This window comes from Streptomyces pseudoechinosporeus, from assembly GCF_054783935.1.
Window position 1 is genome coordinate 17,538 of sequence record NZ_BAAGPS010000011.1, and the last position, 13,208, is coordinate 30,745.

A 13,208-nucleotide genomic window follows, 5' to 3' on the forward strand; every position below is an offset into this window, starting at 1 on the left:
CCGCGCCCCTATTGAGGGCCTGCGGCCCCTCAATAGGGGCGCGATACTGCACCCCGACTTCACCAAGGCCCGCCTAGACAGGAAGCACGACCCATGACCGCAGGCGTTCCCGAGGACCGCACTCTCAGCCCGTACACCGGCTACACGCGCGCCCACTGGGAGGCCGGGGCCGACTCGCTGCTCGCGGCCGTGGAGCCCTACGCCTCCGAGGACCGCGCGCTGTACCACCTGCCCGGCGAGCACACGAGCTGGTCGGGCCGCCTGTCCGACGGCCTGGAGGGATACGCCCGTACGCTTCTGCTGGCGGCCTTCCGCCGCGACGAGAAGGCCCTCGCGCGGTACGCCGACGGGCTGGCCGCCGGAACCGCGGGCGTCTGGCCGCGCATCGAGGACCGCAGCCAGCCCCTCGTCGAGGCCGCCTCGATCGCCCTCGCCCTGCGCCTGACCCGCCCCCTCCTGTGGGACCGCCTCGACGACGGCGTACGGCAGCGGGCGGCGGCCTGGCTCGGTGACGCGCTGACCGTCGAAGCCTGGCCCTGCAACTGGGAGTTGTTCCCGGTCACGGTCGGCGGCTTCCTGGAGGAGATCGGGTACGAGGTGGAGTCGTCGCGGGCGGCGATCGACCGCGGCCTCGACCGCATCGAGCAGTGGTACGTCGGCGACGGCTGGTACACCGACGGCGACGGCCGCAAGTTCGACTACTACAACGGCTGGGCGATGCACCTGTACCCGGTGCTGCACGCCTGGCTCGCGGACGACACGCGCCTGCTCGACCTGTACGGCGGCCGGCTGTCGACCCATCTCGCCGACTACGCCCGCCTGTTCGGCGCCGACGGCGCCCCTATGCATCAGGGCCGCTCGCTCACGTACCGCTTCGCGACGACCGCACCGCTGTGGCTGGGCGCCCTGACGGGACGTACGCCGCTGCCGTCGGGGGAGACGCGACGGCTGGCCTCCGGCGCGCTGAAGTACTTCCTCGACCGGGGAGCCGTGGACGACCGAGGTCTGCTCACCCTCGGCTGGCACGGCCCCAACTCCGCTGTCCTGCAAGGCTATTCGGGCCCGGCGTCCCCGTACTGGGCGAGCAAGGGTTTCCTCGGTCTGCTCCTCCCCGCGGACCACGAGGTGTGGACGGCGCCCGAGGAACCCGGCCCGGTGGAACGGCAGGACGAGGTGCGGCCGGTCGGCCCGCCCAACTGGCTGCTCCAGTCGACCAGTTCGGACGGCCTGGTGCGCCTCCACAACCACGGCAGCGAGGACGTCCGCTACGACCCGTACTACACACGGCTCGCGTACTCGACGGTGACGGCGCCTTCGGAGGCGTACGACAACAGCGTGATCGTCGACGAGGATGCGAGCCGAACGGGCATCGAGCCGCTGGGAGTTGGCGACGGGTGGGTGGCTTCGCGGCACGAGGCTGGGGGCTCTGCCCGGGTCACGAGCCTGATCGTGGCGTCCGGCGCGGTGGAGGTGCGCGCCCACCTGGTGACGGGGGCGCCTGCCGGAACCCCGGTGCGGGTCACGGGCTGGTCGACGGGGGAGGAGTGGCAGGACGGCGAGGAGGGCCTACGGGCTGAACTCGTCCCGGCCTTCGGCCTGTCGGGCACATCCACCCTGACGGGCGTAACGACCGAAGAGCCCACGTTGTTCGTAGCCCTCGCCCGCCTCACCGCCGAGTCGAACCCCCTCCCGCTCCAGGCCCTGGTGTCCGTGGAGGTGGAGGGGGCGTATGAGATGCGCGTCCGCTGGGCCGACGGCCCCGAGACGCGTTTTCGGTTCAGCGCTCCAGACGGGCGATCCGCAGGGTCTTCGTGGTCGGTGACGCCCCTGTGAGCGCTGTCGAGTAGGACGGCGTGACGGGTGCGTACGCCCAGGTGAGGGAGCCGTCCGCGAGGGTCGCGATGTCACCGGTGATACGGGCCTTGACGACCTTGTCCGGCGTCTTGAACTTGCCGTTCCAGTCGATCAGGCGCAGGTGCGTGCCGGTGAAGGTGCCCGTGCAGGTGCCGTCCGCGCACTTGGCGTTCTTCAGGGATTCCCAGGAGACGAGCAGCCGGTCTTTGCCGTACGGGGCGATGCGGACGTTGACGTGCTCGGTGCCGGGGGCGTTCGTGAGGTAAGTCGGCTTGCCCGCAGGGGAGTTGCGGTTCTTGAGGAAGGCGACGGCGACCTGGTGGGTCTTCGTCTTCGGCTTCACCGTCCAGCCGCGGCCGCTCGCGTCGTCCGGGTTCTTGGCGGCGGAGGCAGCGCCGCGGGAGGCGAAGGCGGTGGCGTAGCGGCCGCTGGACGACTTCACGAGGTCGCCGGTACGGCCCGGGAAGGTGCCGCCGCAGTAGCCCGCCCAGCACTGCTCGCGCTGCACGACCGGCGCGTTGTCGGGCGCCCCGATGCCGGTCGACACGAACAGGCCCGAACGCCAGTCGTCGAAGCAGAGGGAGGTGAACGCTCCGGTGGGCTCGGCGTGCAGCGCGATGCCCTCGTTGTGGCTGCAACCCCAGCCCCAACCGCCGCTGAGCTTCGCGCCCTTGGCGCTGACGTACTGCATCTTGTCGCCGAAGTGGCCGTCGGCGAAGCCGCCCGCGCCATGGACGACGAAGTACGCGCCGTACTTCTTCCCGTTCCAGGCGAGCTGCCCGTCGAGCAGCGGGGCCGTGTCGTGCGAGGCGGTGCCCGTGAGTTTCGTACGGAACGCCTGCTTGCCGTTCTTGTAGCGGACGAGCGCGGCGGCCGTCTCCTTCCACTTGTTGCTGTCGGACACGCGGGTCAGCAGCGCGAACCCGTCGTTGTGCGCGACCAGCCCGCCGACCTCCTTGGCACCCTTGACGACGGTGTCGGAGCCGGAGCGCTTCCCGGCCTTCGTGAGCGGCGTGACGTGAATCCCGTCGGACGCGGGCCAGGCCACGCGGAGGGTGCCGTTCGGCGCCACGGCGGTCGCCGTGCGCGTCCACTCACGGGTGTTGTTGTAACCCGCCGACAGATAGGGGAACTTGGCAGCGAGGTTCACCGTGGTGTTCGTGATGGCGAGGTCGTCGGCGGCCTTCGGCGCGGGGTTCGCCGTGGCGGTCGCGTACCACGCACCGGCCAGTAGGGCGGCTGCCGCGAGCGAGGCCACGACGGGCTTGCGGGCGACTCGGCGGCGGCGGTGCGATGTTGTGGGAGTCGCTGGTGGTTTGGGTCTTGCAGATGCCATGCCTTCGAGTCGCCGCCGCGCCGGGGAAGGTTGCCGCGCGCTCAAGGACGAGCGGTGGACGAGTGATCAGGTACGACTCGACGACTTACATAGTTTTCTGTATAGTTTAGCTCCATGACGATACTGCGCGACGCCCACGAACTGACGGTGACCGAGGCATCCCAGCGCGGTGTGGCCAAGCTTGTCGCAGAAGCCGAGCAGGGCTCGGATCTGGTCGTCACACGCCGCCATCGGCCCGTGGCAGCCGTCGTCGGAATGGACCGGCTCGCCGCTCTGGAGGCTGCCGCCTCCGACCTGCACGATCTTGCGCTCGTACTGGCCCGGAGCGCCTCTGACACTGGGCAGCGAACCTCGCTCGACAACGTACTCGCCGCCTTCGGGCACACACGCGAGTCCCTCGACGCTCTGCCGGACGACGACTGAGCCATGCCTGAGATCACTTTCACGGACGCCGCCATTGACGATCTTCGGCGTATCGGCCCCGACGCCGCGCCCAAGGTGCTCAAAGAGGTTCTTCTTCTCTTGGACGACCCGGCCGCCGGATATCCGCTGGGAGGCGAGCTGACCGGCTATCGCAAGCTGATCGTTGGTCGGAACACCTGGCGAGTCGTCTATCGGGTCACCGAGGACAAGTCGGTGGAGGTCTGCGAGATCTGGGCTGTCGGAGCCAGAGCCGACGTGGAGGTGTACGAGGAGGCAACCGCACGAGTGCGGGAGGCCGAGGGGACGCAGCCTGAGTTCGTGCAGCTCTCCGATGTTGTGGAGCGGCTCGGCCGCCTGGCCGGGGACATCACCGTACGCGTGGAGGCGGTCCGGGAGCCCGTGCCCGACTGGCTGGCCAACCGTCTGATCCACACGGCCGGCATCCCCCGTGAGCGGGTAGCCGCGCTGGACTTGGAGGCGGCGGTCGACCTGTGGGCCCAGTTCACGGCGCGCCCGCGGTAGACGGCTGTACGTGTCGGCGTCGCGGGTCAGTAGGGTCGGGGGCTGGAAACGGAGCGGAAGCCACCGCGTCAGTCCCCGGCCCTACTTCAGCAGCCGATGCCCGCCGGTGCAGGCCGTGATCAGCAGTTCCGTACGGGGTTGGTCTCGCTGTAGATCGCGGTGTCCTTCATGAAGCCCAGCTGGCCGTTGTCCGCGACGGTCATCAGCCAGCGCGTCGGGTGCGGGCCGCCGACCCAGGCCTGGCCGTCGAGCTTGCAGAAGAACCAGCTCGGGTTGGAATACATGTGTCCGACGACCTTGTTGGGGTCCGGGTACGAGTGGTTGTTGCCGATGATGCCGTACACCGGAGCGCCCGACACGTTGTTGCAGTACCACTTGATCCCGCCGTCGTTCGTCCAGCAGCCGGGTGCCGCATGGGCGGACGGCGCCGCCACGGCACCGATCCCCACGGTCAGCGCCGCCGTCGCCAGCACCGCTCCGAGCCTCCTGCGCATACGCATGCGTTTCCTCCATGTCACTCGTCGGCCGGCGCACCGATCGTGTGTGCCGTTAGATCTTCGAAGGGCCCGTTCCGCATCGGCGTTTCCATTCGAGGAACGGTTCCCCGACCCGCTGCGCCGTCTCGACACCGTCCGCACCGCAACAAGGACGCCGGACCCTAGCGGGGCGCGGGAGCCGTCGCCCGGCTCGCCGGCCACGTCCCGGCCCTCGCCCACCGCCTCGGAGCGGGCCCTGGTCGGCCAGGCCGCGCGGCTCTGGTTCGGCATCCTCCCGAACCCTCTGATGGCGGCAGTTGCCGCAATCGATCCCGCACCACCGCATCCAGGGTCGGTTGCGGTGGGTGGCAGAGGAGCGCACAACTACGGGTTGGCCGGGCGACAGGCCACTCAGCCGAAGCACGGCCTGAGATAGTCGTACGGATACGGATTGAACCCCACAGGCCTGCCGGTGGCGGGGATGTATTCGTGCGTACGTCCGTCCGCGCTCGCGAACCATGCGCGCACACCGCCGGTTTGGTTGTTGTTAACGGCGCCGGCGTCGATGAAATTACCCAGCCTCCGCTCGCTGCAATAGTAGAGCTCGAAAACGGCGTGCCTGCCGTCGCCCTGTCCAACCGCGATGCACAGACGCCCGCTCGGACAGTTGTTGAGACGAGAGCTCCGCTGGGCGTTGGTCTGGTTCCTGTAAACGTGCTCTGCGGGAAGCGAGTTGGTGTAGAGCGGGGACACGGTGGGCGTCCAGGCAGCGATCCCGATGCCGCCTGCAGGTGACATCAGGTCACCTTCCTCTCCGGCCGTCCGCACGGAGGCGCTCGTTCCCGGCGCGGCTTTGCGTAGGTCCCGGTCTGCGGCCGCAGGGCCGGTGGCCGTTGCCGTGAGCCCCGCAATCAGGGCGGCGGTCGCGACTGTTGCGGTGAATAGACGGGGTAAGCGCATGTCGGACTCCTTCTCTCGTGGCAGAGGCGAGCTTGGTCGGCCACTTTCGGCGGCACCCGATTCTTGGAGGAACCGCACCACATCCGCCATCCCTTCGATGTCCTTCGAAATGTAGTGACTAGTTCCGGACGCCGTGGCTGACGACCGGATATCCGGAATCTGGCGTTCTGGTGCCGAAAACAGACCCCGGACGCCCCTGGGCGCAACCAGGAACCCACGAGGCCTGTCCTTCTCCACAGTCGCGCCGACCGCGGGGCGGCCATGGCTCGTACAGGACTGCGAGCGAAAGAGGATGCATGCTCCGCATTCACTTCACCTCCCATGATCTGCAGAACATCCGCCTCGCCCGGCAGCCCGATCCGCTGTGGGAACTCGTCTGCAGCGTGTGCCGTTTGCAAACAGGACAAGGACCGCTGGAATTCGGCCATTGGCGCCGTGCGGCCCGTGACGGAATCCAGCGGGACACGGCTTTGCATCAGGCCCTTCAGCCGCTTCGCGGATTGATCCCCAGCGTCGGTTACATCCCTGATTTCCTCACGCCGCCGGTAACCGGAACGGATTTGTCCGCCGCACTCGACCAGGTGCGCGCGACACCCCGCAACCGTCTGGCCAGAGAGCTGGGGCAGCTGGCCGAGTCCCGGCCGCTCCCGAGCTGGACCGCGTCACTGAGCAGACCGGGAAGCAACGCGCTCGCATCGCTGGCCCACGCCCTGGCTGTGTACTTCGACGCATTGATGGAGCCGCACTGGTCCCATGTCCGTACGGTGGTCGGCAACGATGTCGGCCTCCGGACCCGCGCCCTGCTGGACGGCGGCACCCAGGCTCTGCTGGACGGGCTACGCCCGCTGGCACGGTGGAATGCACCGGTCCTCGAAGTGGACTATCCCGTCGAGCGCGACCTCTTCCTCGACGGCCGCGGCCTGCTCCTCGTCCCCTCCTACTTCTGCTGGCGCCGTCCGACCGCCCTGGCCGACCCTGAGCTGCCCCCTGTGCTCGTCTACCCGGTGGCCAAGAACCCGTTCGATGTCCCGCACGTAACAGAAGACGGACTCGTACGCCTGCTGGGCCGGTCCCGGGCCGCGATCCTTGCCGCAGTCGCCCGGCGCAACGACCCCACTACCTCCGACGTCGCCGCGGCAGTGGGCCTGGCCCTGCCGAGCGTCAGCTACCAGATCGGCGTCCTGCGCGACGGCGGACTCGTGGCCAGCCACCGCGCCGGAAAGTGCGTCCTGCACGCGGCAACTCCCTTGGGGCTGCGGCTGCTTGACGCGACAGCACCATAACGTTGGATGGCGGCACATGATGTGCCCGCACTGACCTGCTGACACCGACGGCCGGGTATGCCGTCAGTCAGCGACGGGTTGCCACCAAATGACGGCTCATGGTCACCTGTCGGCGGTCGTCGCGAAGCACTGCGCATGCTGACCAAGGCGGGAACGGCCTCCTCCGTCTGCCGCAAGATCGGCACGGGTTCGTTCCGTTGCCGAAGCGGCCGAGAGCGCGCGCTCGTACTCCTCTCAGAGTCCCCGGGGCCCGGAACCGACACCGCCGGGCAAGCGGTCGACGGCAGCGGAGGAGACGCCCAGGCTGACCCTCGTTTCTTTTGCGATCAGGGCAGCTGTCACCGTCGGAACTGCTTCGTCGTACGTACGGACGCTTCCCGGTACGAATGCTTCGGCCGGTACCGAAGCGTCCCGCTTCTAGCGTTGCCGTATGACGGATTCCTCGCAGGAACCAGCCCCGACCATCCTCGCCGGTGGGCCGGTCACCGACGACCGCGACCCCGGCGAAGCCGTCGGCGCCATGGTCGACCACGTCCTCGCCCTCGCGGCGACCTGGACCGCCTGGGACGGGAAGCCCGCCCACGTCGACGACCGGATCTACACGCCGCACAAGGCGATCCGCCGAGTCGCCGACCATCTTGTCGACCACCTGGCCGAGTTGGAGGCCAGACTGGTCGGCGATCAACCGCTCCCAGACCACTGGCACGCCTCGGCCAGCACCACCGAGGCGGACATGGCGCCGTTCACCCAGGACGACCTCGACGAGGCCCGCAGCCGGCTGACCCGGCTCGCCCGGATCTGGGCGAACCGGCTCGGCACCCTCACCCCGGAACAGCTCGACCACTCGCCCGGCGACGGCTGGACCTTCCGCCAACTGGCCTTCCACCTCACGGAATCCACGTACTACGCCGACGCCGTGGGCGACCTCTCATGACCACCACCTTCGCCGACCTCCACCACCAGGACGCGCCCCTTCTCCTCCCCAACGCCTGGGACCACGCCTCGGCGGCGGCCCTCGCCGCGCAGGGCTTCGAGGCGATCGCGACGACCAGCCTGGGAGTCGCCGCGGCGGCCGGACTGCCCGACGGCGACGGCGCGGGCGCCACCCGGGACGCCACGCTGGACCTGGCCCTGCGGCTCGGGCAAGGGCCGTATCTGCTGTCCGTGGACGCCGAGGGCGGCTTCAGCGACGATCCGGACGAGGTCGCGCAGGTCGCGCGCGAGCTCGCCGCCGCCGGAGCCGTCGGCATCAACCTGGAGGACGGCCTCGGCTCCGCACGACGGCACGCCGCGAAGATCGCCGCCGTGAAGGCCGCCGTGCCAGGCCTCTTCGTGAACGCCCGCACGGACACGTACCGGCTGGGAGACGGCGACGAGAAGGAGACGTACCGGCGCCTCGACGCCTACCAACAGGCAGGCGCCGACGGCGTGTTCGTGCCGGAGCTCACCGACCCGGCACGCATCGCCGCCCTCCTCAAGACCCTCGACGTCCCCCTCAACATCCTCTACTCACCGTCCGGCCCCACCGTCCCCCAGCTCGGCGACCTCGGAGTGCGCAGGGTCAGCCTCGGCTCGCTGCTGTACCGGCGGGCCCTGGGCGCGGCACTGGAGACGGCCGCCGACATCCGGGCCGGGCGCACGCCCAGCGGCAGCGCCCCCGCGTACGCCCAGGTGGAGGCGCTGAGCCCGCGCCGAGGGGGCTGATCCTGGTACGGTTATAGCTTTCGTGGGTACGTAGCCCTGTGGACTCCGACCGGCAAGGGACCGAGGAAAACCATGGACATGGACATCCCCGGCGACAAGCGACTGGCCGCCGCCGTAGTGATGCACAAAGGGCGTGTGCTGCTGGTGCGGCGTAGTGAGACCGAGCGGTTTCTGCCCCGGGTGTGGGGGGTGCCCTGCGGGAAGCTCGAGCCGGGGGAGAGCCCTCAGGACGGCGTTCTGCGGGAGTTGAAGGAAGAGACCGGGCTTCTCGGCGAGGTCGTCCGGAAGGTCGGCGAATCGTCGTTCGTGAGTGAGTATCGCGGGCGCGAGGTCAAGAACTGGCAGGACAACTTCCTGGTCAAGCCCCTCTCCCGGCACATCACCCTGCCCGAGCCCGACCAGGCGTACGCCTGGCTGAGCCCGGCCGAGCTGAGCAGCGTCGACATCGACGAGTACAACCTCGACATCGTGCGGCAGGCCCTCCACCGCGTGTGACCCGCCCGCGCCTGATGCGCGGGTGCGGGGAGGTTTCGGAACACGACGGGCGGGGCGGGGTGGCCTACCCTCCCGCGAGGCCGATTGCGCTGCTCCTGTACTGCTACTTCCCCGGCATCGTCCCCGTACGGGACTCCAAACGCCCCCACGGCCCCGTGCTCGTGTTCCCCGCCACCGCCTGGGGCCGTTTCGTCGCCGCCCTCAGCCGCGGTGCCGGCTGAAGACACCGAGTCGGCCGGGAGGACACCACCGTCCCGGAGCAATGAGGGCGCCCACCCCGGTCGCATCTCACACGTGCGGAACGTGACAACCCTGTTGGGGTCCTGGCGCCGCCCTTGGCGCCTGGTAAGCCGACCGCAAGGGAGGCCCAACTCCTCAGTGGGCGCAGGACGGCCAAGAGCCGAATGCCGGAGAGCCGAGGGAGTCCTGCCGGGCCCGGGTCCAGGTGGATGAGGACGTTCGTCGGCCCGGTTCAGGCAGCGGGAAGGGGTGGCAGGCGCGGTCTCCTCAGACGACGGGCGGCACCACCGCGGAGATCGGTGGTGCCGCCGTGTACCGCCCGGACGCGCTGCACCCGTTACGCCATCGCTTTCCGGTCCGCCGGTTGATACCGACGGCCCGGGCAGTCCCGGTGCGGGCCGCCCTTGAGCCCCTCGCGGAGCCCTGCGCCCGGGATCACCGGCTCACCTGCGGCAGCGATTGATCGCCGAGCAGCCCCGGTTGTAGGTGTTCACCGGGACGGGGTCGTCCGCCGCTTCCTTGAGCAGGGACGCGTACGCTTGATGTCCCTTGGCGTTGGGGTGGTACGAGTCTTCGGTATGGAGCAGGCCAATGGTGCCCGGGTCGGTGATGAAGGGGTCCGCTGAGCAGACGCCGTGTCCGTCGAAGGCCGGCTGGGGATCCACGAACTGGACTCGTCGCCCAGCCTGCTTCACCGCGTTCTGGACCACCTGGCTGAGAGTCTCGGCGGAATGGTTCATGCGCTTGCGCACGTTCGGGAAGGGGTTGATGCGGTTCTGCGTGAGCGTGCACTGGCCTTGCTCATCGAACAGCTTGGGGTATCCGAGGACGAGGAGACGGGCATTCGGTGCGGCGGCCAGGATCTTTTGGTAGGTCTCCGTCAGCCGCCCCTCCAGGTTCATCATGAGCGTCTCGGATATGTTCAGCGCGTCCGAGCAGGCTTTCTGCGAGAACAACCCCACGGGCTTGGCGCACTCCCTCATCGCGTCGGCGAACCTGATGTCGTTGCCGCCGATGGTGAGCGTCACCAGCTCCGTGTCCGGGCTCAGCGCGTCCAGCTGCCCGTTCAGGACGTTCTGCGTGACCGCCCCGGCGCACGCGGCGAAGGTGAAGTTGCCGACGGTAACATTTCCGTAGAGTGAGTCTTGCTTGGCGATCAGGGGGCCGTAGGCCTGCTCACTGCGCTGGCAGTTGTTGTTGTGGTTGACCGAGGCAGGCGGGTTGTTCACTTCCAGGCCGTCGACCGGCGTGATCGTTTTGTCGTTGGACAGGTACGGCCCGGCGCCGGTGCCGGCCGAGAAGGAGTCGCCGAGGGCGACGTAATTCAGTCTGTTGTCCAGCAGGCTGGCGAGGTCCCGGGGCTGGCGCTCTGGCGGTCGGCCGCTGCCCGAGGTCGGCTCGACGTCCCGGGGCTGGCGCTCTGGCGGTCGGCCGCTGTCGCCCTGCGACCCGTCGTCGGCAAGCTTCAGCTGGTACGGGCTGCCTTCCGGAACGATGGGGTCGATCGGCTGGACATTGGTACTGTTCGGTGCCTTCGGGTTCTGCCTCTCCCCGCAGCGGCCTTGAGCGTCTGCCCGGCCCCCCTGGACAATTCCGATGGCAATGACCGAATTGCCGCTTTCTGTGAAGACCGGGCCGCCGCTGTCGCCGCCCTCAGCGCAGAGGTTTGTCCTGATCAACCCACCGATAGACGCGATGGTGCCGTCGTTCATCCGGGATCTGGTGCTTGCGCTGAGCTCCGTGATCTCTCCGCACGTGTAGTCGGTTGTCATTCCGAGCTTGCAGACGGCGGTGCCCACGATCGGATTACGGTCCACCCCGGTGACCGGGTCCTCGATGAATGCGAGTTTTGGCTGGCTGGAGAACTGGGCATTCAGCCTGACCATGCCGAAGTCGCCCTCCGGCCCGAGGTGGACGTTGAACGCGGTACCGGCGTCCTGGCCGTTGACCTCAATCCCCTCGTTGTTCCGGAGGCAGTGGCCGGCGGACATGAAGCCGTCGGCGCGTGTTGTTCCTCCCTCGGCTCCTGGGTCGAGAGCGGAGATGTCGATTCCCCACCCGGCCGTACAATTTCCCCCCGAAGCATTGGTGAAGCCGCTTCCGGGATTGGCGTCTGCGGTGGTGCGGAGCGTGCCGGCGCCCTTGGTGACCGTCACCAGATCGCCGTACTGCTTGGCCTTGGCCCGCAGCGACGCAAGGTCCTTCGCGGAGAAGCCGGAGGAGTAGGTGACGTTGACGGTGCCGCTCTTCGGATCGATACCGACGCTCAGGCCATGGCTGTTCTTCACCGACGCCAGCAGCTGCTCCTTGATGCCCGTCAGCTCTTTCCAGCCGGCAGTTACCTTATGTGGCGTCACTCCGGCAGCGCGTGCCAGCGCAGCGCCCCTTTCGGTCACCACGTTCGCCACCAGCAGGCCGGCGCGGTTGATGTACAGCGACTGGAAGTCACCCGGCGCCTCGGCCCGCAGCTTGCGGGCGACCTGCCGGGACCGCTCCTGGTTCTTCAGCCGCGTCTCCGCGGCACTGCGCGTCATGCCGGAGCGAATCAGGTAGTCGACCGCCGCCTGGTGGGCGCGCTTGGGGTCGATCTCCGGACGACTCGACCGCATCCCACGGCTGGGGGCATCGTCCTGGGCGGCGTCGGCCTTCTGCAACTGCGGGAGCACCAGGGCGCCGCCGCCCAGCAGCGTGGCCCCGGCGAGGGAGAGCGCCAGGAACTTCCCGCTGAGCCATCGGGAACGGCGTCTGCGCGCGCGGGCGCCGGGCGTCGGCCCGGCGCCCGTTATCGGGGTCTTTTCCATTCGTCCACTTTCTTTGCGCCTTCGAAGCTGCCCCCGGAAGAACCGGCCTTCGTCAGGCCCGCCGGGCCTCGGCCCGGAGGCCGATACCGGCCGCCTCGGGGCGATCCGAGGCGATGAAGCGACATCTCGTCGCGTCCATTACGGGGGCCCCTGGAGCCTCAGGCGGCCTCAGAGTGCGCGCAGGTTATCAGCTGCCACTGATGTCACATACCCCTGTCGTCGGGCAATGATTAAGCCCTTTCAACCTCCCCCAGAAAACTGGGCAGTTGCGCTGACAGACGAGAAAAATCCCTGGTAGATGGGTTTTCGACCAGGAAGAACCCGCGCCCGCTAGGCGCTTCGCATGCCCGCCTCCCCGTCCAGGCTGGACGCGCCCAGCTCCGCCCTCCCCCTCGTAGCCCGCCTGCGGGAACACCGCCGTCGCCTCGACACCCGAGGCGACGCCTGAGCGTGGACCGGCAGGCCCCGCCCACCCTCACCCACCTATGCAACGCCCATCCGCACGCCCAACTCCGGCCGGTTTTGGCACACCACACCTTCACAGTTACGCGCGTTGCGTTCACAAATTTCTACGAAGGCGCCGTGCGCCTGGTGCGGGTCCGCCGGCGCTTCGAGGCAGGCGTGTTCTCCGGGTTGGGCGGCCCGTCCCTGCCGAACGCGGACGAGGGCACGCGTGTACGTGAAGTGTCGGCCTGGTGGACGTCCCGCTCAACGTCGTCGCGTGTGTACTCGCCCCTCCAGCAGTCGGTACTCGACCTCGACGGTCACCCCGCCATCGGTCAGCAGTTACCACCGCGCCACCGAACAGCACGGCGACGCCGATCCCCAGTCCGAGTCAGAGGGCGCTGCTGCTGTCTGTGGACGGTGAGGCTGTGGCCGCAGGCTTGTCGTCGGAAGTCGTCTCTAAGCTTGTTTTTTATGGTTTGCGAGCTTTGAGTTGGTTGCATTCGGTGATGCTCTCGGGGCGTTTGGCCGTCTTTCCCACGTCGTAACGGGTGGCCACCGAGACGTTCCTGGCCGCTGAGCGCGACCTCCTGACTGAAGCCTTCCCGAACGGGACGGTCGAGGAGCGCTACGTGGTCAGCTTGGCCGTTGCTACTCGTTGACACGGCAG

12 protein-coding genes are annotated in these 13,208 nt (G+C 68.6%); 8 read left to right on the plus strand and 4 right to left on the minus strand.

Annotated elements, in window-relative coordinates; translation table 11 throughout:
• The first annotated feature begins 93 nt into the window (after window positions 1–93).
• Window positions 94–1,833: a DUF2264 domain-containing protein gene (locus ACYVO6_RS16570; RefSeq protein WP_461061938.1), complete on the plus strand. Its 1,740-nt coding sequence runs from the start codon at window positions 94–96 to the stop codon at window positions 1,831–1,833.
• On the opposite strand, the gene ACYVO6_RS16575 is transcribed toward ACYVO6_RS16570, so the two are convergent.
• Complete coding sequence (locus ACYVO6_RS16575; protein ID WP_461061940.1) at window positions 1,778–3,190, minus strand: hypothetical protein; 1,413 nt, start codon at window positions 3,188–3,190, stop codon at window positions 1,778–1,780. The two genes, ACYVO6_RS16570 and ACYVO6_RS16575, sit on opposite strands and share 56 nt — an antisense overlap.
• A gap of 114 nt (window positions 3,191–3,304) precedes the next feature.
• Between ACYVO6_RS16575 and ACYVO6_RS16580 the strand changes: the two genes are divergently transcribed.
• A complete protein-coding gene (locus tag ACYVO6_RS16580) occupies window positions 3,305–3,613 on the plus strand; it encodes a type II toxin-antitoxin system Phd/YefM family antitoxin (RefSeq protein ID WP_461061942.1) in 309 nt (102 codons plus the stop codon).
• A gap of 3 nt (window positions 3,614–3,616) precedes the next feature.
• Window positions 3,617–4,135, plus strand: coding sequence for a type II toxin-antitoxin system RelE family toxin (locus tag ACYVO6_RS16585; RefSeq protein ID WP_461061944.1), 519 nt, complete (start codon window positions 3,617–3,619; stop codon window positions 4,133–4,135).
• 119 nt (window positions 4,136–4,254) lie between these two features.
• On the opposite strand, the gene ACYVO6_RS16590 is transcribed toward ACYVO6_RS16585, so the two are convergent.
• Both ACYVO6_RS16590 and ACYVO6_RS16595 read right to left on the minus strand, forming a co-directional pair.
• Window positions 4,255–4,635, minus strand: coding sequence for a hypothetical protein (locus ACYVO6_RS16590; protein WP_461061946.1), 381 nt, complete (start codon window positions 4,633–4,635; stop codon window positions 4,255–4,257).
• 387 nt (window positions 4,636–5,022) lie between these two features.
• The gene (locus ACYVO6_RS16595; RefSeq protein WP_461061948.1) at window positions 5,023–5,571 is read right to left on the minus strand and encodes a hypothetical protein; all 549 of its coding nucleotides are present in this window, start codon (window positions 5,569–5,571) and stop codon (window positions 5,023–5,025) included.
• 560 nt (window positions 5,572–6,131) lie between these two features.
• Here ACYVO6_RS16595 and ACYVO6_RS16600 point away from each other — a divergent pair.
• The 5 genes from ACYVO6_RS16600 to ACYVO6_RS16620 all read left to right on the plus strand — a co-directional run bounded on the left by ACYVO6_RS16600 (window position 6,132) and on the right by ACYVO6_RS16620 (window position 9,274).
• Entirely contained in the window at window positions 6,132–6,854 is a 723-nt protein-coding gene (locus ACYVO6_RS16600) for an ArsR/SmtB family transcription factor (RefSeq protein ID WP_461061950.1), read from the plus strand.
• A 430-nt stretch (window positions 6,855–7,284) separates the two neighbouring features.
• Window positions 7,285–7,788, plus strand: coding sequence for a hypothetical protein (locus tag ACYVO6_RS16605; RefSeq protein WP_461061952.1), 504 nt, complete (start codon window positions 7,285–7,287; stop codon window positions 7,786–7,788).
• A complete protein-coding gene (locus ACYVO6_RS16610; RefSeq protein ID WP_461061954.1) occupies window positions 7,785–8,558 on the plus strand; it encodes an isocitrate lyase/PEP mutase family protein in 774 nt (257 codons plus the stop codon). Before ACYVO6_RS16605 ends, ACYVO6_RS16610 begins: the two co-directional genes overlap by 4 nt.
• A 72-nt stretch (window positions 8,559–8,630) precedes the next feature.
• On the plus strand, window positions 8,631–9,053 hold the full coding sequence (locus ACYVO6_RS16615) for an NUDIX hydrolase (protein ID WP_461061956.1): 423 nt from the start codon (window positions 8,631–8,633) through the stop codon (window positions 9,051–9,053).
• A 59-nt stretch (window positions 9,054–9,112) separates the two neighbouring features.
• On the plus strand, window positions 9,113–9,274 hold the full coding sequence (locus ACYVO6_RS16620; protein ID WP_461061958.1) for a DUF397 domain-containing protein: 162 nt from the start codon (window positions 9,113–9,115) through the stop codon (window positions 9,272–9,274).
• 462 nt (window positions 9,275–9,736) lie between these two features.
• Here the strand turns inward: ACYVO6_RS16620 and ACYVO6_RS16625 are convergent, their stop codons facing one another.
• The gene (locus ACYVO6_RS16625; RefSeq protein ID WP_461061960.1) at window positions 9,737–12,094 is read right to left on the minus strand and encodes a GDSL-type esterase/lipase family protein; all 2,358 of its coding nucleotides are present in this window, start codon (window positions 12,092–12,094) and stop codon (window positions 9,737–9,739) included.
• Window positions 12,095–13,208 lie beyond the last annotated feature (1,114 nt).